The sequence below is a fragment of the Nocardia flavorosea genome (assembly GCF_015477805.1).
Lineage (GTDB): Bacteria > Actinomycetota > Actinomycetes > Mycobacteriales > Mycobacteriaceae > Nocardia > Nocardia flavorosea_A.
In genome coordinates, this window is sequence record NZ_JADLQL010000006.1 from 17,394 (window position 1) to 37,874 (window position 20,481).

Sequence of the window (20,481 nt, forward strand, 5' to 3'; positions counted from 1 at the left end):
GCGGCACAGCCGCAATCCCCTGCCGCCGGAAGTCGCGGCGACCGCCGGACGCCGCAACACCACCCCCACCGGTCGGCGACCGATCAGCACCGTCGGCACGAGACTCCTGAGCACTCCGGAACGACGGCATCGCAGACCCTTTCGAAGTATCGAACCACACCAACATAATGATAATCTTTTTCATTAAGCAGTGCGCTGGTGTATCCACGAAGCAGGAGAGATGTGCATGGACGACTTCTACTCGCCGGTCGCCGAGTTCTACGACCTTGTCCCCCGCGCCCACGCCGAAGGTGAAGCGGCCCTGCGGGAAATACTGGCCGAGGTCGACCCGAACGCGGGACCGGTGGTCGATATCGGAGCGGGTACGGGACGCACCTGCCGAATCGTCGCCGAGGTACTGCCGTCGGCGAAAATCCTGGCCTGCGAGCCCGCGCCGGCGATGCGGGCGGTCCTGACTCACGATGTGGTCGCCGACGAAGATCTCCGGCGCCGGGTCACCATCGTGGCCGAACCCGCGGAAACGGTCGTACTGCCCGATTCGATCTCCGCGTTGATCGTTTTCGGAGTGCTCGGTCATATCGGATCGGATGCGCGCCGCTCCCTCTGGGAACGGGTGCTGCCCCGGCTGGCGCCCGGCGCACCGGTGCTGGTCGAGCTGCTACCGGTCACCCGGCCTGCGACTCTGCCGAAGATGGAATTGGCACGGGAGCAGATCGGCGAACTCCGCTACGAAGGATGGCTCGAAGCCGAACCGGCCGGCGGCGATCTGATCAGGATGACCTCCACCTGGCAGATCAGTGGCGATGCGGCACCAACCAGGGTGGTCCACAACGTCAGCGAATGGCATACGTTCGGCATCGAGGATCTGGCCGAGGAAACCGGCCTGGCAGGCGTTCAACTCACCGCACAGACCGGCGTATTGCGCGCGCCACGCCACTGAGCCGGACGCAGGTACCCGCCGTGCACGCCGCGGGTACCTCCCGCCGTGTCAGTGTTTTTCGCCGATACGGACCACGATTCCAGCACGCGGGTGCATACCGATCAGCCCATGGGGCCGCGCGTGCGTGGTCACCAATTCACCCTCGATTCCGCGCGCGATCGCGACGAAAGCGGCTTTGATCGCCATAGTGGCGAAGTTGGCGCCGATACAGCGGTGCGGACCGACTCCGAACGGCAGGAATTCATACGGTGCGGGACGCCGATACCGCTCGGAGCCCGGGTCCCAGCGGCTGGGGTCGAACCGTTCCGGATCCGGCCACACCGAATCCAGCCGGTGGGTGTGGAAAGGGCTGAAGATCAACAGATCGCCCGGCACGAACTTCTGTCCCGCCAAGACGAATTCGACTGCGACCTTACGGGAGATGATGGCGGTGGCCGGGTAGAGCCGCATGGTTTCGGATACCAGATGGTCGAGCAGCGGAAGATCGGGCAGTTTCTCGCCATGATCGGCGACCGCGGTGGTGATCTCGGTCCAGCGGGCCCGGTCGCGCAGTGTGCAGTACAGCAGCCAGGACAGCTGCGCCGCTGTGGTTTCGGCACCGGCCTCGAGCAGGCTGACCAGCTGATCGGTGATCTCGTCGTCGGTGAGCCGGGTGCCGTCCACGCCGCGTAGCAGCACACCGAGCACATCGTCACCCGGCTCGATCTGCGCTCCGCGTTTTTCGATCTCGGCGACCACCCAGCGGTGCACCGAGGAGCGGGCCAGCAGGGCCCGCCGCCAGACCGGCGACCCCGAACCGCGTTCGATACTGCCGCCGACCACATCGGTATCGATGGCGCGGTGGATATCGTGCAGCCAGTCGTCCAGGCCCTCGGAACGTTCCATGGCCGCCGCGCCGAACAGGCTTTCCGAGGTGGCCAGCCGCATCGCCCGGCGAAGTCGAGGGTAGATGTCGACGGTCTCCCCCGGCGCCCAGCCCGCGAGGGCGGCCTCGATATGCCGGGTGACGGTGCCGAGGTGATCGGCGACCCGGCGGGCGGTGAATGCCGGGGCGACCAGCCGGCGCAGGCGGCGGTGCCGGTCACCGTCGTTGACCAGCAGGGCCGAGCGCCCGGTCAGCGGCACCAACGCGGTGAACGCCGCCTCCCAGCTGAACAGATCGCTGTTCGCGAGAACGAATTCCGATGCCTCCGTGCCGAGGGCCAACCGGAAACGCATCGCACCGGCGCCCAGCGCGGAGATTGCACCGTTTTGCCGGTACAGGCGTTGCATCGTCGTGTACGGGTCCGCCGAGAAAGCCCGCAGGTCCGCGAGTTCGCGCGGTTCGTCGATCGTGGTCATCGGGCAGCATCCCCGCGTGTCCGCCGGGCGGCGAGCAGTTCCGGAAGTGCTATCGGTGCGGGTGTATCCGGTCGGATCAGCTCGGGTTGCCCGAGTACGGTCGTGAGCCGTTGCCAGAGCGTGGTGACGGTCATCGCCCACTGGCCCGCGCCGATCGACCGGCGCGGATCGGCGATATCGGCCCGCAGCTCGCCCAGCGCCGATGTGATGCTGCCGGGCCAGAGTTCATCGAATACTGTCCGGAAGGTGGGAACCACAGCCGGTTCCAGAGTTTCGGTGCTCGGCACATTCAGCCGTTCGGTGCCGGGCCCGGCCATGACGAGGCGCCCGGTCGGGTCGCGATCGGTGTGCAGGCGTGGACTCCACAGCACCGGGCCGTGGGTGTCGGCCAGTGACAGCACACCGCCTTCGAAAGCGATGGCGATCCGGTGCAGCAGCAGCGCGTGGTTGTCCGGATCGGCGGGGTGGATCTGGTTCTGTACCCGCAACGACACCGGAACACCCCCGATCACCGCGGCAAGGTGTGTGTAGGGCATCGGTGAATCGGCCAGTGCGTCGAGCTCCGGCGGGAGCGGTGCGGGTTCGCCGAACGCCCACGGCCGGAGCCGGCCGACCGCACGGCCGACGATATCGAGCAGTGGATAGACCACTTGGCCACCGGCCACGGCATCCACGTGGAGCGGCCGCTGCCGCTCGCGCAGGGTCTCGGCCGCCTCCAGGAACAGCGCGATCGGCGGCAGGTGCGGATAGAACGCGTTGAGCCGATAGCAGACACCATGTTCACGGGCGGTCCGCAAACAGTCGGTGAGCTCGTCGGGATGCAGCAGATGTTCCTGCAGCACATGGATTCCGCGGCTCAGCAGCTGCTGCGACAGCTTCGCGCCGTCACCACCGGCGGCGCCGGCGCGCACCGCGACGCAGGCGATATCGATATCGCCGGGTAGCTGCTCGACGTCGCTGTAGTGCGGTACCCCATACGATTCCGCATACGCCCGTGAGGTGGCGCTGCCGCGCGAGACGATACCGGCGAGCTCGACCTGCGGGTCCTCGTGCACCGCGTGCAGGTACACCCGGCCGAACGATGTCCCGCACACGACGACCTTCGGTGTGCCCGCCCGCGACCGGGAACGGACCCCTCCCTGTTCCGGCATCGGTGCCGGCCGGCGGACGCGCGTGGGTGGTGATTCGTTCACAGGCTGCCTGCCTCCATCGGTTCGTCATGGGCGTGTCGATGGGTCTGGAAAACCGGTAACGCGCCGAATCCGGTTACCGCATCGAGAAGCCTGTGGGGATCGAGGACCTCGTCGGCGTAGTGCAGACCCGGACCGACCGCCCCGGACAGGACCGACTCGACCGTATGCGCGGCGGTCGCGGCGGTGAGTGCGAAACTGCTCGGGGTGCGCAGCACCGCCGTCGCGGTACCGGCCGGCCGGTGCAGCGTGAACGCCATCAGGTAGAAGGGGTCCAGCCCGGTGAGGTCGAGTTCGGCCGCCGCGCCGATCTCGCCGGCGATCCCGGCCAGGGCGGCGGGGTCGCTGCGGACCCGGCCGCGCAGCCGGGTGAGTGTGAGCCGCAGCGCGGTGCCGACGAATACGTTGTACCAGTGCAGTTCCGCAAGGCCGGTCGAGCGGGCCAGCCGTTCGGCGTCGGCGGTGAGAAACGGCATGGTGGTGACCCGGCCCGGGAACCCGGCGACCTCGACGTCCTCGCGCACCGGCAGGGCGTTGCGCCGACGACGGCCACCCGACCAGGCGGCCAGGGTTTCGCCGTACCAGTGCCCGTCGGTGGCCGCGCCGTCGGAACTGTCGAGTGAGAGGGCGAGGTCCCCGGCCGAGGCCGGCGCGAACGGCTCGATACCGCCCGCGTAGACGACCAGCCGGGCGCCGGTCAGGTCGTCGGCAAGCACCCGGGGCACGATATTGGCCAGGCCGGGCAGCATACCGGCCGACAACACCGCGGTCCGCTCACCGTCCAGCAGCGGGGACCCGTCGAGCAGCCGGTAGGCGGGTCCGTCCCCGGAGACATCGACGTAGTCGGCACCGGCCGCGAGGGCGGCCCGCGCGACCCGGTCCATCAGTAAGTAGGAGGGGCCCGCGCAGTTGAGCACAAGTCTGGTGCCCGCGCAGAAACGCGCCAGCGAATCCGGGTCGGTGGCATCCACCCGGCACGGTTCGGCGCCGGGCACCGGTATCGCCGGGTCCACCCGGCCCACGTCGCGCGCACCGAGCCGCAGTTCGCCGATACCGCACCGGGTGAGCATGCGCACGGCTGCCTGCCCGACCGCCCCGGTGGCGCCGAGCACCCCCACCGGGGCGGTCGCAGCGGTCACGGCTGCCGCTCGCCGTTTCTGCGCTGGGTCACGATCCATCGGTCCTCTCCGCTGCGGCCGGTCCTGGTCGCGGCTCACCGCCGGTCCCGGGAGAGAGGGGCGATCAGCCGAGCCGCGAGCTCGGCAGCATGTGTGGCGGACATACTGGTGAGGTGGTCCCCGGGGATTTCCTCGATGACCAGGTCACCGAGTGCGATCCGCGGCCAGAAGCTCTCCACGTCCGTCCGCGTGCCCATCAGCGTCGCGGTCCCGCTGTTGCTCAGCACCCGCACCGAACCGAAATAGGGTTCGGCACGGTGGGCACCCATGGCCCGCAGATGGTGCGCGAAAATCTCGAACTGCCTGCGGAATTCCGCAGGCGCCAGCTCTGTCGACCGGTACGGACCGGTTCCGGAGGTGGCCGCGGCGCGCAGGGCGGCGAGCCGATCGGAATGGGGTACGGAGGCCAGCTCCCGGAACTCGGCCGCCAACGGCGCCGACTCGCCGTTCAGTGCGGTGATCGCTCCGGCGGGCACCCGGTCGGGGGTGCGGTCCAGGATCGTGCGCAGTGCGGTGTCGATCGCCGCGGTGTCGGCCGGGAAGCCGATCGTGGCCGGGTCGACGCCGATGGATTGGGCGAACACGTATTCGGTCAGCAACTCGTCGTACACCGCGGGCGGTTGATACGAGCCGATCACGGTGAGCTCGTCCACCGTTGCTCCCGACTCGGTCAGCGTGTGCGCTATCTCAGCGGCCAGCAGACCGCCGACCGAGTATCCGATGATGCGGAACCTGTTGTCGTGTTCGAGCAGTTCCGTCGCGTAATCGGCGGCTTGCCGGGCGATCACGCTGTCGGCCGGGAGGTTCAGGTACTTCGCCGGATCGGTGACCTCGAGCCCGAGCAGGGCGCCGGGATGCGCTTCCCGTAGGTGGGGAAGCAGCGCGTCGTACGGCGACAGTGTGCCGGTGCCACCGTGTACGAGTACCCAGGTACCGGCCTCGTGGCCGGGCCGGCCGCCCAGCGGCCGCACCGCGGTCTGCGCGGGCGCCGTCTCGGCAGGCGCCGGCGCAGTGTGGCGGCGGGCGGCGAGGGCGGCGACGGTGGGATTGCGCAGCACATCGCGCAGCAGTTCCTGCCATTCGATATCGGCGACCTCGGGAACCCGGTCCCGCAATTTCCCGACCATTTGTGACAGCAACAGCGAATCGCCGCCGAGGGTGTAGAAATTCTGGTCGCGACCGACCTTCGGAACGCCGAGCATCTCCTGCCACAGTTGCGCGATCCGCTCCTCGATCTCGTCGGCAGGCGCGACGAAATCGCCGTCGGCGCCGGCGACCGCAGTCGTGGCGGCACGTTCGGCCAGTGCCGCCCGGTCCAATTTGCCGTTGGCCGAACGCGGCAGCGCATCCAGCAGGTCCAGTTCGTCCGGCACCATATGGCCGGGCAGCAGCGCCGCGACATGCTCGGTGAGCTGCCGTTCGGTCACGGTGCGGCGCTCACCCTTGAACCGGGCGACGAAAACCCCCTGCCCGGACGCCGCCAGCGGCGCGTCCTCGGCGGGCAGCACCCGGATGTGGTCGGCGCCGGCGGTATCGAGCTGGCGCAGCCATTGATCGCGGGTGAAGAACGCCTGGCCGGTGCCCGCGCGGACATCGGTGAAAGCGGTGAGTTCGCTGAAGAATTCGAACTCCATCGACACCAGCAACGCGTAGTTGTGCTGCCGGGTGGGTTCGAGGAATATCAGCCAGCCGCCCGGCGCGAGCACATCGCGCAGTCGCGCCAGCACTTCGTCCGCGTTCACCGAATTGTGCAGCACGTTCGCGCACAGGATGACATCGGCCGAGTTGGGCCGTAAGCCCTGGTCCTGCGCGTCGGCGTTGATGTCGAAGCGGCCGTAACGCACCCATGGATAGTCCGCGAACTTCGTGCGGGCCTCGCCGAGGAAGTACTCCGAGATATCGGTGAACAGGTAGTCCGGCTCGAACTCGGCCAGCGCGGGGATCAGATCGGTGCTGGTACCGGCGATACCCGCGCCGACCTCCAGCATCCGCAGCGTATGCGGCGACTGCCGGGCGATCTCGCGCACCGTATCGATCACGATGCGATGGGAACTGCGCGCCACCAGGTTCGTGCGGTACACGGCGTGCGCCGCGCCGGGCTTCCCCGCGGGAAACAGTAATTCGCGCACATCGAGTGTGCCGCGCAACAGCTCGTCCAACCGGCTGCTACAAGCCCGGATGTAGGCCAGGGTCTCGCTGCCGTAACCGACGATCTCTTCCAGCTCGTCGATACGCTTCCACGCCGCCTCGACCGCGCCCAGGCCGGCGGCGATCAGGTCGCGGTAGCGGCCGGTGTCCGCGTCGTGCATCACTGCTCCACCGTCCGTGAGGGCGGACAGCCAGCGTTTCAGCAGTCCGTGCTGCCGTTCGGATACACCGGTGGCCACGGCGATCTCGGTGAGGTCGTGCGAACGCTCACGATCATCGAAGAGGCCGGATCCGCGCAGCTGCGCCGCAATGGACAACATGGCCATCTCGTCGACGGCCTGCATCAGCGCAACGAACGAATCTCCGTCGACCTCCTGCTGCGCCGCCGCGGCGGCGTTTTCGGCGGTGGCCAGCACATCGTCGGCGGGCGCACCGGGCGCCTGTTCGCCGGATGCGCCGGTCGCGATCTCGGCGTAGCCGAGCAGCCGCGTGCCCGGCCCCCGGCCGTCGAGCAATACCGCGGCATCCGCCACGGCAGGATGACTCCGCAGCGCGGATTCGACCTCGCCCAGTTCGACGCGATGGCCGCGGATCTTGACCTGGGTGTCTTCCCGGCCGAGGAATTCGAGCCGGCCGTCCGGGTGAAAGCGGCCGAGGTCGCCGGTGCGGTAGAGGCGGGCGCCGGTGCGCGGATGCCGGATGAACCGCCGCGCGGTCAGTTCGGCGTCACCCAGATATCCTTCGGCCAATCCGGCACCGCCGAGATAGATCTCACCGGTGACGAGATCGGGGCATTCCTGCAGTGCGCTGTCGAGCACCTGCACGGTCTGATTGCGCAACGGGATGCCGTAGGGGATGCTGCGCCACTGCGGGTCGATATCGCCCACCGGGTGGTGGATGGACCAGATGGCGGCCTCGGTCGCGCCCCCCAACCCGACCACGCTGAGGTCAGGGTGGTTCGCGCGTATCCGGCCGGGCAGGTCCAGGGGGATCCAGTCACCGGACAGCAGGACCAGCCGCAACGATTCGGCGCGGGCCCGGGGGGTGGATTCCAGGACGTCCAGCAGCATCTGGAGTTGCCCCGGCACGCTGTTCCAGAGTGTGACCGAATGCTGTTGTACCAGTTCCAGCCAGTGCGATGGGTCGGTGGCACGGTTTTGTTCGGGCAGTACCACGGCGCCGCCGGCCGCGAGCACACCGAAGATATCCCACACCGACAGGTCGAACGCCAGGCTCGCAACGCCGAGTACCCGATCGCCGGAGGTCAGTGCGAATCGTTCGTTGATGTCGTCGATCGTGTTGGCCGCCGCCCGATGGGTGACGACCACGCCCTTCGGTTCGCCGGTGGAGCCGGACGTGTAGATGACGTACGCCGGAGTATCCGGATCGCCGCCGGCCTCCGGTACCGTGTCGGCACCCGGTAACAGATCCACGGCTATCGGCCGTGCGGTTGCCGGCATTTCACCGGCGTCACGCAGCCAGGACTGGGTGAGCACCAGTTCGGCCCCGGCGCGGTCGATGATCCGTTCCCGGCGTGCCATCGGCTGAGTGATCGCGATCGGCACGTAGGCGGCGCCGGTGACGGAAGTGGCGAGCACGGCCACCACCTGCTCCGGGCCTTTCTCCATAAGGACGGCCACCCGGTCACCGGGTTGCACACCGGCTTCGCGTAGCGCAGCAGCCGTCGCGGCGACACGGCGGCGCAACTCGGCGAACCTGACAACGGTGCCGCGGTGGATCACCGCGGGGGCTTCCGGATCTGTCTCGGCCACCTCGAGAATCCGCTCGTGCAGCAGCCGCGGTGCAACATCGACGGCGGTGTCGTTGTAGCTGTCGCGGCCATCGCGTTGCGCGGAGGGCAGGTCGACCGGATATTGCTCGGTCCAAACCTCGGGTGCCTCGGCCAGCCGGGTGACGAGATCCACGAACGCTGCGAATGCCTCGGCGGCGGTGTCGCCGGCCAGTACATCGCGGCGCACGTCCCAGGCGATCATCAGGCCGTCGTCGTACGGGGTCACCTGACAGTCCAGCCACACCTGCGGGGTGCGCGTGAGCCCGCGCAGGATCCGGCCGCTGCCCTTCCCGGCACCGGATTCGACGCCACCGAGGGTGCTGGTGAACACCACCGGCATGAGCACCGGGCTGCCCGCGCGCCGGGTCAGCTCGCTGAGCACCTCCACACCGTCGAACAACCGATGATCGAGATCGGTGAACAGCTGGGCGCCGGTACCGCGGGCACGGTCGGCGAAAGTGTCGTGCGCGTCGAGGTCGACGCCGAGTAGTTCGACGGAGGTGAAATCGCCGAGCACCGCACCGATATCGGCGTGCACCGGGAGCCGGCTGAACACCGGCAGGTTCAGGGTGAACTGCCGCTTGCGGCTCCAGCGTCCGATGACTTCGGCGTAAGCGGCGAGTACCGCGCCGGAGGGGGTGAGATCGTGCGGGGTCGCGTTTCGGGTCAACCCGGAAAGCACGGAACCGGGCAGCCAGTGGTGCAACCGGTCGAAGCCGGGAGCGGCGAACTCGGCGGTGCCGTCGGACGCTCCGGTGGGCAGCTCCGGTGCGGCGGGCAGGGTCTCGATCCGTTCCTGCCAGTACTGGCGATCCCGCTGGTAGCCCGATCCGTTGCGCAGCTGCTGTACCCCCAGGATGTAGTCGCGGAAACCGATCGCCGGCGCGGTCGGCAGCGCCGCGTCGTCACCTGCCGCGTGGACGAGCTCGGCGAGTTCGGCGAGGAGCAGTTGCAGACTCGCGGCGTCGACCACCAGCAATTCCACCAGCAGATGCAGAATGCACGCGGTATCGGTGCGGGTGAGGCGCAGGGCGAACAACGGCCAGGTGCCGGTGGCGCCGGCCGGGCCCAGCAGGTCGTCTCGTTGCCGGTCGAGCACGGCATCGATCGCGGCGCAGTCTTCACCCCGGAGGTCGGTCACCGGGATCTCGTAGTGCGGTACGGTCGCCGCGACCCGCTGATATCCGTCGCTGTGCACGGTGGCGCGCAGCATATCGTGCCGGCGCACGAGCGCGTTCCACGCCTTTTCGGCAGTGTCGGCTTCGGCCCCGTCATAGGAGATTTCGAAGTAGCCGGCGCAGGCCACACCGCCGTACGGATAGGTGGAGTCGCGACCGATCAGATATGCCTGCTGTACCGGGGTGAGCGGGAACGGCTCGTGCGCGGCGGCGGAATCCGCGGACACGCTGATCATCGCCTGATCCCGGGCGAGGTATTCCAGGACGGCGGGCTTGTTCGCCACCAGCTGTTCCCGGTGTTCGGCGGTCAGTACCCCCTGTGGGGCGCGGAACCGCAACTGTTCACCGTCGGCCCACAGGTGAACTCCTCGCTGCTGTAGATCGGTTACCAGTTCGGGGATGTTCACAGAGCACCTTCTTCGAGGTCGATACCGTTTGGCGGTTGGTTGCGGACGAGTCCGGCGATGGTCGGGGTGGTGAAGAATTCGCGCAGCGTCACGGTGATGCCGAGTTCCCGGCCGAGCCGGCTCACCAGACGCGTTGCCGACAGCGAATCGCCGCCCACGCCGAAGAAACTTGTGTGCCGGTCAGGCGGCGCGGCACCGAGCGTTTCCGCCCAGACCCGCGCTATCCGGGTCTCCAGACCGGGATGGATCGGTTCACCGGCTTCGGAAACAGGTGTGCGGATCGCTGTTTCGGCTCGCCGCGCCAGGGTGGCGTGATCCACTTTTCCGTTGGCGGTGAGCGGTGGGTCGATCAGTGGAACGAGTTCGGGTATCCAGGCGGGAGGAATCCGGTCGGCGAGGAAGTCCGGGAGATTGCCGGGGAGCCGCGTCGGGCCGGTGCGATCCGCTGCCGCGGGAGGTGCCTCCGGTTCGACGAAGGCGACCAGCCGCGCCTGCGCCCGTTCGCCGACCGCGAGCGCGAACGCCCGCCGCACTTCGGGATGAGCGGTGATGGCCTGTTCGATTTCACCGAGTTCCACCCGGTGCCCACGAATCTTCACCTGACGATCGGCACGACCGAGGAATTCCAGGACTCCATCCGGCCGATAGCGGCCCAGGTCCCCGGTTCGGTACCAGCGAATCCCGTCTTCTTCGAAAAACGAGGCGGCAGTCAGATCGGGCCGCCCCCGATAACCCCGCGCGACCCCGGCACCACCGATCAACAATTCCCCAGGCACCCGATCCGGACGATCCCGGCCGTACTCATCGACAACCCGGAACTGCTGATTACGCAATGGACGACCGTAGGGAATCGAAGTCCACTCCGGGTCCACATTGCCGACCTCGAAGAAGTTCGACCAGATCGCCGCTTCGGTGGCACCTCCCAGGGCGATGAATCGGCAATCCTCGGACAGGGCCGCGAGACGGCCGGGTAGATCCAGGCCCACCCAGTCCCCAGAACTCAGGGCCAGCCGTAGCGACGGGAGCGGGACGGCTCGGGAGTCGGCCACCGTGAGCAGCATGTCCAGCATGGCCGGAACCGTATTCCACACGGTCACACTGTGTTCGCGTATCAGCGCGAGCCACCGGCCCGGGTCACGCCTGTCCTCGTCCGGAACGAGCACCGCGCTGCCACCGGCACCCAGTACACCGAACAGATCGAACACCGACAGATCGAAATCGACGGCCGCGAGCGCCAGCACGCGGTCCCGGGCGCCGAGATCGTATCGGTCCCGGAGGTCTTCGAGAGTGTTCACGGCGCTGCCGTGCTCGATCTCTACTCCCTTCGGAACTCCCGTGGAGCCCGAGGTGAAGATGACATACGCGAGGTCGGTACGGCTTCCCCGGTACACGGGCGCCGGTTCGTGATACCGCGCGTCCGCGAGCGCCACCACCGGCGCCCGCTCGGCGACAGGTGCGCAAGCTCGAGCGACATCATCACCGGTGACACCACTCTGATCGGGCTGATCGGCAAGGGCACCGCTCGGGGAACCACACCCCGCGCCACCACCGGAACCGGCCACCTGCACAGCACCACCCCGGTCCACCGCACCGGCGCCGTCGACTACCCCACCGGCAGCCATGAACTCGGCGGCTCCATCGGGGCCGATGCCACCGGGGCCGCCCGGACGGCGACGCACAGCAACGCCGGCAGCTCCGCGGAGGTCGCCGCCACCCGCAGCCGCAGCGAACCGGCCGATGTCATCGGTGAGTACCGCCACAACACCCGCCTGCTCCAAAATCGCCGCCCGACGCTGCACCGGCTGATCGACAGCAACCGGCACATACGCCGCCCCCACCGCCAGCACCCCATACAACGCCGCCACCTGCCCCACACCCCGCACCGCGCACACCGCCACCACATCACCCGGCCGAACACCACGCGCGGCCAGCAACGCCGCGACCCGGCGACTACCCTCGGCCAACTCACCGAACGACACCGGCACACCCCCGTCGACAAGCGCCGTACGACCGGGATCGACAGCCGCGATATCGAACATTCCCGTATGCAACAGGCTGCCCGGCTCAGGCGCGTTGCCGCTCGAGGTGGGGTGTTCGGAATCGGTCTCGTGCCCCGGACGCGGCCAGGCGGTGTCGTTGACGGAGTCGCGGGTTGCGCGTTGCCGAGGTGGAAGCGCGGGCAGTGCCATGTCGAGGGGTTGTTCCCAGTCCAGCTCCCCCAGCCCGGCCAGCAGCCGGTGATAGGCCGTCAGCATCTCCTCGACCAGGCCGTCGGGGAACAACTCGTCCACCGAATCCCAGCTCAGCAGCAAACCCTCCGGCAGTTCGATGACCTGATGGTCGAGCCACACCTGCGGCGTCTGCGTCCGCGTGTAATCCGGCCAACGCACCGAGCCGGCCAGCTCGTCGTCGACACCGAGCATGGAGGTGAACACGACGGGGACCGGTTCGGCGGGCACCGCACTCTCGCGGGCGAGCTCCCGCAGTACGCGCACCGCGGACACCTGCTGGTGGTCCAGGTCGCTCCACAACTGTTCTTGCAACCGCCGCACCCGAGCGAGCCAGGTCTCCTTCTCGACGGGATGATCCGCGACCAGCAGCAGCGAACTGAAATCGCCGACCACCCGCATGATGTCGGGGTGCACATCCCGGCGATCGAACCGAGTCAGTGTCACCGTCAATTCACGCTGAGCACTCCAGTTCCCCAGAATCCAGGTGTAGCAAGCCAACAGCACCACACTCGGCGTAACACCGAACCCCCGGGCGCGCGAGACGATCCCGTGCCAGACCGCGGGATCGAGGCGGCGTTCCCGGCGGACGAACCGGGGCCGCTGCACCGTCGCAGGCAACACCCGCAACGGCAACTGCGGACCCGGCGGCAACTCCGGCAACCGCGACCGCCAATACGACAACGCCGCCCGCACCTCGGCCTCCGACGGCGCACAGTTCGTCACGTAGTCGCGGAATTCGATGGTCAGAGGCGCCAACTCGAGCCCCGGGTCGCGATACCACCGGGTCCATTCGGAGATGAGCACCAGAGCGCTGAGCCCGTCGACGACCAAGCTGTCGAAGACCACGCAGACTCGGGCCTTCGCACCAGCGTGCAGAACCCGGATATCGAACAGTGGCCAGGTGCCGGCATCCAGGGCCCCACCCGCCATCACTTCCCGTAACGCGGCGGCCGCGCCCGGGAAATCCCCATCGGCCTCGACCACTGCGATCCGGTACTCCGGTATTTCGGGCAGCACGCGCTGCCTACCGTCTGCGCCGATCACCGCACGCAACATCGGATGCCGCTCGATCACCCGGTTCCAGGAACGCGCCAGCCGTCCGACATCGAGACCGGGCAGGTCGTATTCGAAATACAGCTGCGCCCCGATACCGCCGAGATCGAAATCGTCCGAGCGGCCCAGCCAGTAGGCCGCCTGGATATCGGTCGTGCCGAATGGATCCAGCCGGTGCGCGCTATCGGATGTCAGGACCGGAGCCACCGATACGGTGCGTAGTTGCTCTCCCGGCACGGCGGCGTCGGCCTCGGTATGGAGGTGACCGAGTCCGGCGATTGTCGGATCGGTGAAGAACTCGCGCAGCCTCACCGTGATGCCGAGATTCTGGGAAAGCCGGCTCACCAACCGCGTCGCCGACAGCGAATCACCGCCCGCGGCGAAGAAATTTGTGTTCCGGCCGGGGAGTTCGCCACCGAGCACTTCCTGCCAGATCCGGCCGATCCGGGTTTCCGGCCCCGGATGGAGCGGCTCCGCCCGCTCGGCTCCGGCCGTACCGGCGGTGGCTGCTTCGGCACGCCGGACCAGGGCTGCGTGGTCGATTTTCCCGTTGCCGGTCAGCGGCGGGTTCGGTAGCGCGATCAGCTCGGGAGCCCACCCGGCGGGAACCCGGTCGGCCAGGAAGGTCGTCAGATCGCCGGGCAGCCCGGGTTCGACGAAGGCGACCAGCCGCGCCTGCGCCCGTTCGCCGACCGCGAGCGCGAACGCCCGCCGCACTTCGGGATGAGCGGTGATGGCCTGTTCGATCTCACCGAGTTCCACCCGATACCCACGAATCTTCACCTGACGATCGGCACGACCCAGGAACTCCAGGACCCCATCCGGCCGATAGCGGCCCAAGTCCCCGGTCCGGTACCAGCGAATCCCGTCTTCTTCGAAAAACGAGGCAGCAGTCAGATCCGGACGGCCCCGATAACCCCGCGCGACCCCGGCACCACCGATCAACAACTCGCCAGGCACCCGATCCGGACGATCCCGGCCGTACTCATCGACAACCCGGAACCGCTGATTACGCAACGGACGACCGTAAGGAATCGAAGACCACTTCGGGTCCACATTGCCGACCTCGAAGAAATTCGACCAGATCGCCGCTTCCGTGGCACCACCCAGCGCAACCAGACGGCACGGCTCGGCCAGGGCCGCGAGACGGCCGGGTAGATCCAGCCCCACCCAGTCCCCGGACACCAGCGCCAGCCGCAGCGTCGACGACAGCCCCGGCCCGGACTCGGCCACCGTGAGCAGCATGTCCAGCATGGCCGGAACCGTGTTCCACACGGTCACACCGTGTTCGCACACCAGCGCCAGCCACCGGCCCGGGTCACGCCGATCCGCATCGGCAACGAGAACAGCGCTGCCACCGGCACCCAGTACACCGAAAAGATCGAACACCGACAGATCGAAATCGACGGCCGCCACCGCAAGTACCCGGTCCTGGGCACCGAGCCGGTAGCGTTCCTGCAAGTCGGCGAGGGTGTTCACGGCTTGCCCGTGCTCGATCTCGACTCCCTTCGGAACACCGGTCGAACCCGAGGTGAAGATCACGTACGCGAGGTCGGTACCGCTTCCCCGGTATACCGGCGCAGGCTCGTGATACCGCGCGTCCGCGAGCGCCACCACCGGCGCCCGCTCGGCGACAGGTGCGCAATATCGAACGACACCATTACCGGTGACACCACTCTGATCGGGCTGATCGGCAAGGGCACCGGCATCCGTGAACTCGGCGTCACCATCGAGGCCGATGGAGTCGGTGCCATCGGAGCCGTCCGGGCGGCGACGCACAGCAACGCCGGCAGCTCCGCGGAGGTCGCCGCCACCCGCAGCCGCAGCGAACCGGCCGATGTCATCGGTGAGTACCGCCACAACACCCGCCTGCTCCAAAATCGCCGCCCGACGCTGCACCGGCTGATCGACAGCAACCGGCACATACGCCGCCCCCACCGCCAGCACCCCATACAACGCCGCCACCTGCCCCACACCCCGCACCGCGCACACCGCCACCACATCACCCGGCCGAACACCACGCGCGGCCAGCAACGCCGCGACCCGGCGACTACCCTCGGCCAACTCACCGAACGACACCGGCACACCCCCGTCGACAAGCGCCGTACGACCGGGGTCTTCCGCGGCCACATCGAACATCGCCGTATGCAACAGCCGGTTGTTCGCAGGATCGAGAGCATCGAACGGGCCCGGCCAGGTTGTGCTGTTCACCAGGTCGCGGACCACCTGCTGATGCGGCGGTAGCGTCGGCGATGCGGTACCGAGAGGCTGCTCCCAGTCCATTTCCGCGAGCCCGGCCAGTAGCCGGTGATAGGCCGTCAGCATCTCGTCCACGAGCCCGTCGGGGAACAACTCGTCCACCGAATCCCAGCTCAGCAGCAAACCTTCCGGCAGTTCGATGACCTGATGGTCGAGCCACACCTGCGGCGTCTGGGTCCGCGTGTAGTCCGGCCACCGCACCGACCGCGCCAGCTCGTCGTCGACACCCAGCATCGAGGTGAACACCACCGGTACCGGTTCCGTGGGCGCTTCGCTGTTCCGAGCCAGTTCTCGCAGCACCCGGACCGCGGACACCTGCTGATGGTCCAGGTCGCTCCACAACTGCTCCTGCAACCGCCGCATCCGGCCCAGCCAGCTCTCCCGCTCGACCGGACGATCCGCCACCAGCAGCAGCGAACTGAAATCGCCGACCACCCGCATGATGTCGGGGTGCACATCCCGGCGATCGAACCGAGTCAGTGTCACCGTCAGATCGCGCTGAGCACTCCAGTTCCCCAGAATCCAGGTGTAGCAAGCCAACAGCACCACACTCGGCGTAACACCGAACCCCCGGGCACGCACGGCGATCCGGCTCCAGACGTCCGCGTCCAAGCAGACCTCCCGGCGGACGAACCGGGGCCGCTGCACCGTCGCAGGCGACACCCGCAACGGCAACTGCGGACCCGGCGGCAACTCCGGCAACCGCGACCGCCAATACGACAACGCCGCCCGCACCTCGGCCTCCGAGGGCGCACAGCTGCGCACGTAGTCGCGGAAGTCCAGACCGAGTTCGGGCAAGACGGCATCCGGCTCCGCGTACAGCCGCGTCCACTCGGAAAGCAGCACCATCACGCTCAGGCCGTCAGCGATCAAGGTGTCGAAAGCGGCGCAGACCCGGGTGTCCGCGCCATCGCGCACAACCCGGATATCGAACAACGGCCAGCGGCCGGCGTCGGCGAGGCTGTCCGCCATTTCGTCACGAACGGCTGCCACAGCTGCCTCGACCACCGGTATCCGATAGGTGGATACTTCGTCGAGAACCCGCTGAGCGCCGTCCGCGGTGATCACAGCACGCAGCATGGAATGCCGGTCGATCACCCGATTCCAAGCCGATTCCAGCCGGGCCGCATCGATACCGGGCCAATCGTATTCGATGTACAACTGCGCGCCGATCCCGCCGAGGTCGAAATCGTCCGACCGGCCCAGCCAGTACGCGACCTGGATATCGGTCAGCGGGAACGGCTCGTTGCGATGTGCGGGTTCGGGAACGATCTCGGGGCTCGCGGTGGCGGTGCCGGTGGTCAGGGTCGCGGCGAATGCCGCAAGGGTGCGCGTGGTGAACAGATGCGCCAGATCGGCGCCCGCCACCCCCTCGGCGAGCAGTCGCCGGATCAGGCGGGTGGCCAGCAGGCTGTCACCGCCGAGCGCGAAGAAATCGTCGTCGCGGCGGATCTCGCCGATGTCGAGAACCGCGGCCCAGGCATCGGCCACGATTCGTTCCAGACGGCCGCGGGGCGCGGCGGATTCGGTCCCGCGGTGGCTCGCGACCGCGGCGAGGGTGGTGTGCACGGCGGCACGGTCGATCTTGCCGTTGCGCGTGATGGGGAGTTCCGCGCTCCGGACGAACACACGGGGCACCATGTATCCGGGGAGCCGCTTGCCCAGCCACAACCGCAGCGCCTCGTCGGTGAGATCGGCAGAGCCACTGCCAGTGGCGGCGATGACGGCACCGAGCGATCTGGTCGGCTTTTCCAGCACGGCGGCGGCCGCGGCGGTGATCCCGGGATGTTCGGCCAGTACGGCCTCGATCTCGCCCAGTTCGATCCGATGGCCGCGGATCTTCACTTGATGGTCGGTACGGCCGAGGAATTCCAGTGTTCCGTCGGACCGGTAGCGCACCAGGTCGCCGGTCCGATACCACCGGATTCCGTCGTGCTCGACGAACCTTTCGGCGGTGCGCTCGGGGTCGCCCCGATAGCCGTGCGCCAACCCCAGCCCGGTAACCCACAACTCCCCGGCCGCCCAGTCCGGGCAGTCCCGGCCGTGCCGGTCTACCACACGGCACCCGGCGTGCGGGAGCGGTACCCCGTACGGCACGCTCGACCAGCCGGGATCGACGGTATCGACCTCGCAGACGGTGGCATGAACGGCGGCCTCTGTCATACCACCGAGTCCGGCGAACCGGCAGCCGGGAACCACGCGGCGCAACCGGCCCGGCAGGTCCACGGTGACCCGGTCGCCACCGAGCATCACCAGCCGCAGTGCACTACCCAGTCCCGAATCGGACGCGGCGGTCAACAGCATGTCCAGCAGCGCCGGTACTGCACTGACGACCGTCACGTCCCATCGACGGATCAGGTCGGCCCAGGCGGCGGCATCACGGCGCTGGGCTTCCTCGATCACGACCACCGAACCGCCGAATGCCAGGAATGCGAACAGGTCGTATGCGGAGAGGTCGAAGTCCAACGCGGACAGGGCAATGGTGCGATCGTCCGCGCCGATGCCGAACCGGCCGTTGACCGCGTCGACGGTGGCGGCGACGGCCCGGTGCGGAATCTCGACACCTTTGGGTGTGCCGGTGGAGCCGGAGGTGAAGATGACGTACATGACATCCTCGGGGTCGACCTCGACGATCCGCGGCAGCGGGTCGGCGGCACCGGCCTGCTCCGGATGGACCGGTTCGATATCGGCGGGCCACGAGCCGGCGGTCACGGTGTCGCGGTCGGTGATGACCAGCCGTGCGCCCGCCCTGCGGTAGACCTGCGTGCGCCGCGCCGGCGGCAGATCGATGCCCGAGGGCACGTAGGTCGCCCCGGCGGCGAGCACACCCAGCGCCGCCACGATCTGATCGACCCCCTTGGGCAAGGTGATGGCCACACTGTCACCACGACCGATCCCTTTGTCCCGCAACAGTCGCGCCATGCGCCGTGCCCGTGTGGAGAGTTCGCCGTACGCGATCGTGGTGCCGCCGGCGATCAGGGCCGTGCGGTCCGGTTCGGTGGCCGCCCGGTCGAAGAAACGCCGGTGCAGCGGTAGGGCCGGCGCGAGGGCGATCTCGCTGTGGCGGTGGGCGGTGACCGGCCACGGTGACGGGCGGTCCCATGCCCCGGGGTCGTCCAGTAAGAGCTCGACGAACCGCACATAGGCGTCGAACATGGTGTCCAGCAGCCCGGCCGGGAACAGCGATACGCGGGCATCCCAGTTGAGCAGGATGCCGCCGTCGAATTCGGTCACCTGGGCGTCCAGCCAGACCTGCGGCCCTTGGGAGATCGTCCACACCGGGTCGCCCAGGCATTTCCGGACCTCGGGTGCGTACAACTCCCCCAGGCTCAGTGCGCTGGTGTACACCACGGGCGCGAGGACTCTTTCCCCATCACCGGCTCTGCTCAGATCACGCAGCACCTCGACCCCGGAATACGCCGCGTAACCCAAGACTTCTCGCAGCCGGTCGGCGACGGCCCGTCCCCGGTCGGTCACCGACATCGGTGTGGCGAGGTCCACGTCGAGCAGGACCGAACTGGAGAAGTCCCCGACGAGACGGTCCACCTCGTCGTGCAGGGGCTCCCGGTCGAAGGCGGGCAGGTTGAGCAGGAAACGGTCGGTGCTGCTCCACGCCCCGATCGTTTCCGCGAATACCGTCGCGAGCACCCCGGCGGTGGTCAACCCGGCACGCTGTGCCCGCGCTCGCAATCGTGCCGCACGCTCCGGGGACAGCCAGTGGCTGCGCCGGTCGATCCGCGCGCCGCCACCCGGCGCGTCGGCGGTCAGCAGCGGAAGTTCGGGCGCTGCGGGCAGTTCCGCCAGCTGCGTTCGCCACCACTGCCGGGCATGTTCCCGAGCGGTGGCACGCACCCGGCCACGGTCGGCGAGGTACTGGCCGTAGTGGTACTCCAGCGCAGGCAGTGCCCCGGAGCCGTGCTCGTAGAACATGGTCAGGTCGGCGAGGAGATTACGCAGGCTCAGCGCGTCGCCGGCGATCATGTCCAGGTCCAGGTGCACGCGGGTCCGGCCACCGGGCAGTAACGAGAGCTGGAGGTCGATGACCTCGCCCGCCCCGACATCCATGCGCCGGTGCGAGCAGGTGTCGCGGGTCGATGCCAGGCGCCGAAGCCGCTCCGGTTCGGGAAGTTCCCGCAGGTCGTGCACGACGAGTCCGGGCCAAGAGCCGAGCTCGGTCACCCACTGCATACCGGTGCCGTCGATCGTCACCCGCAGCATGGGGTGCCGCGCGATCAGGTCCCGCATGGCGCGCTCGAGCCGGTCCGGTTCGACGCCTTCGTGATCGAATTCGCTGTAGAAGTGCGCGGCGACATCGCCCAGGTCTTGTGTCCGGGTGCGTCCGATCCAGAAGGCATGTTGCATCAACGCCAGCGGAAAGGGCTGCGAACAGTCGACGGCCACCGGCCGCTCGGTGCAGTCGGGTGGTTCGGCAACGCCGGTTTCGCTGTCGCCCAGGAGTTTCTGCCAGGCGTCGAGCGTCGGGGTCCGCACGAGATCCCGGAATTCCACCCGTCTACCCGCTTTTCGCATGAGCCCGGAGATCCGCATAACGGTCACCGAATCGAGGCCCAGTGCCAGGAGATCGGCGTCGTCGGTCAGATCATCCACCGGTACACCGGTCAGGATGCTGACTTCCTGCCGTAGTCGGGCTACGCCCCAGGCCACCTCTTTCGTCGTTCCTACGAGTGGCAAACGGAGCTTTCCCTGCATCACAGTCCCAACTAGCAAACGATAACCATTTTCATTAGTGCTATAATTTACGAC

At 68.1% G+C, this 20,481-nt stretch carries 6 protein-coding genes; 1 reads left to right on the plus strand and 5 read right to left on the minus strand.

The features are described 5' to 3' along the window. Positions 1 to 226: 226 nt before the first annotated feature. The gene (locus IU448_RS24095) at positions 227 to 940 is read left to right on the plus strand and encodes a class I SAM-dependent methyltransferase (RefSeq protein ID WP_195057989.1); all 714 of its coding nucleotides are present in this window, start codon (positions 227 to 229) and stop codon (positions 938 to 940) included. A gap of 48 nt (positions 941 to 988) precedes the next feature. On the opposite strand, the gene IU448_RS24100 is transcribed toward IU448_RS24095, so the two are convergent. From IU448_RS24100 to IU448_RS24120, 5 genes are read right to left on the minus strand one after another with little or no spacing between them, the layout of a single operon-like run. Beyond that, positions 989 to 2,281 (minus strand): cytochrome P450, encoded by a 1,293-nt coding sequence (locus IU448_RS24100; RefSeq protein WP_195057990.1) that lies wholly within the window; start codon positions 2,279 to 2,281, stop codon positions 989 to 991. Then, complete coding sequence (locus tag IU448_RS24105; RefSeq protein WP_324188700.1) at positions 2,278 to 3,474, minus strand: Gfo/Idh/MocA family oxidoreductase; 1,197 nt, start codon at positions 3,472 to 3,474, stop codon at positions 2,278 to 2,280. The genes IU448_RS24100 and IU448_RS24105 overlap by 4 nt, the downstream gene beginning before the upstream one ends. Beyond that, the gene (locus IU448_RS24110; protein WP_228814182.1) at positions 3,471 to 4,649 is read right to left on the minus strand and encodes a saccharopine dehydrogenase NADP-binding domain-containing protein; all 1,179 of its coding nucleotides are present in this window, start codon (positions 4,647 to 4,649) and stop codon (positions 3,471 to 3,473) included. Before IU448_RS24110 ends, IU448_RS24105 begins: the two co-directional genes overlap by 4 nt. 35 nt (positions 4,650 to 4,684) lie before the next feature. Next, complete coding sequence (locus tag IU448_RS24115) at positions 4,685 to 10,174, minus strand: non-ribosomal peptide synthetase (protein ID WP_324188701.1); 5,490 nt, start codon at positions 10,172 to 10,174, stop codon at positions 4,685 to 4,687. Then, complete coding sequence (locus tag IU448_RS24120; protein WP_195057992.1) at positions 10,171 to 20,409, minus strand: non-ribosomal peptide synthetase; 10,239 nt, start codon at positions 20,407 to 20,409, stop codon at positions 10,171 to 10,173. The genes IU448_RS24115 and IU448_RS24120 overlap by 4 nt, the downstream gene beginning before the upstream one ends. Positions 20,410 to 20,481: the final 72 nt, after the last annotated feature.

Coding starts and splice junctions, on each gene's coding strand:
- IU448_RS24095 (WP_195057989.1), top strand. CDS start 227: ATGGACGACTTCTACTCGCCGGTCGCCGAGTTCTACGACCTTGTCCCC.
- IU448_RS24100 (WP_195057990.1), bottom strand. CDS start 2,281: ATGACCACGATCGACGAACCGCGCGAACTCGCGGACCTGCGGGCTTTC.
- IU448_RS24110 (WP_228814182.1), bottom strand. CDS start 4,649: ATGGATCGTGACCCAGCGCAGAAACGGCGAGCGGCAGCCGTGACCGCT.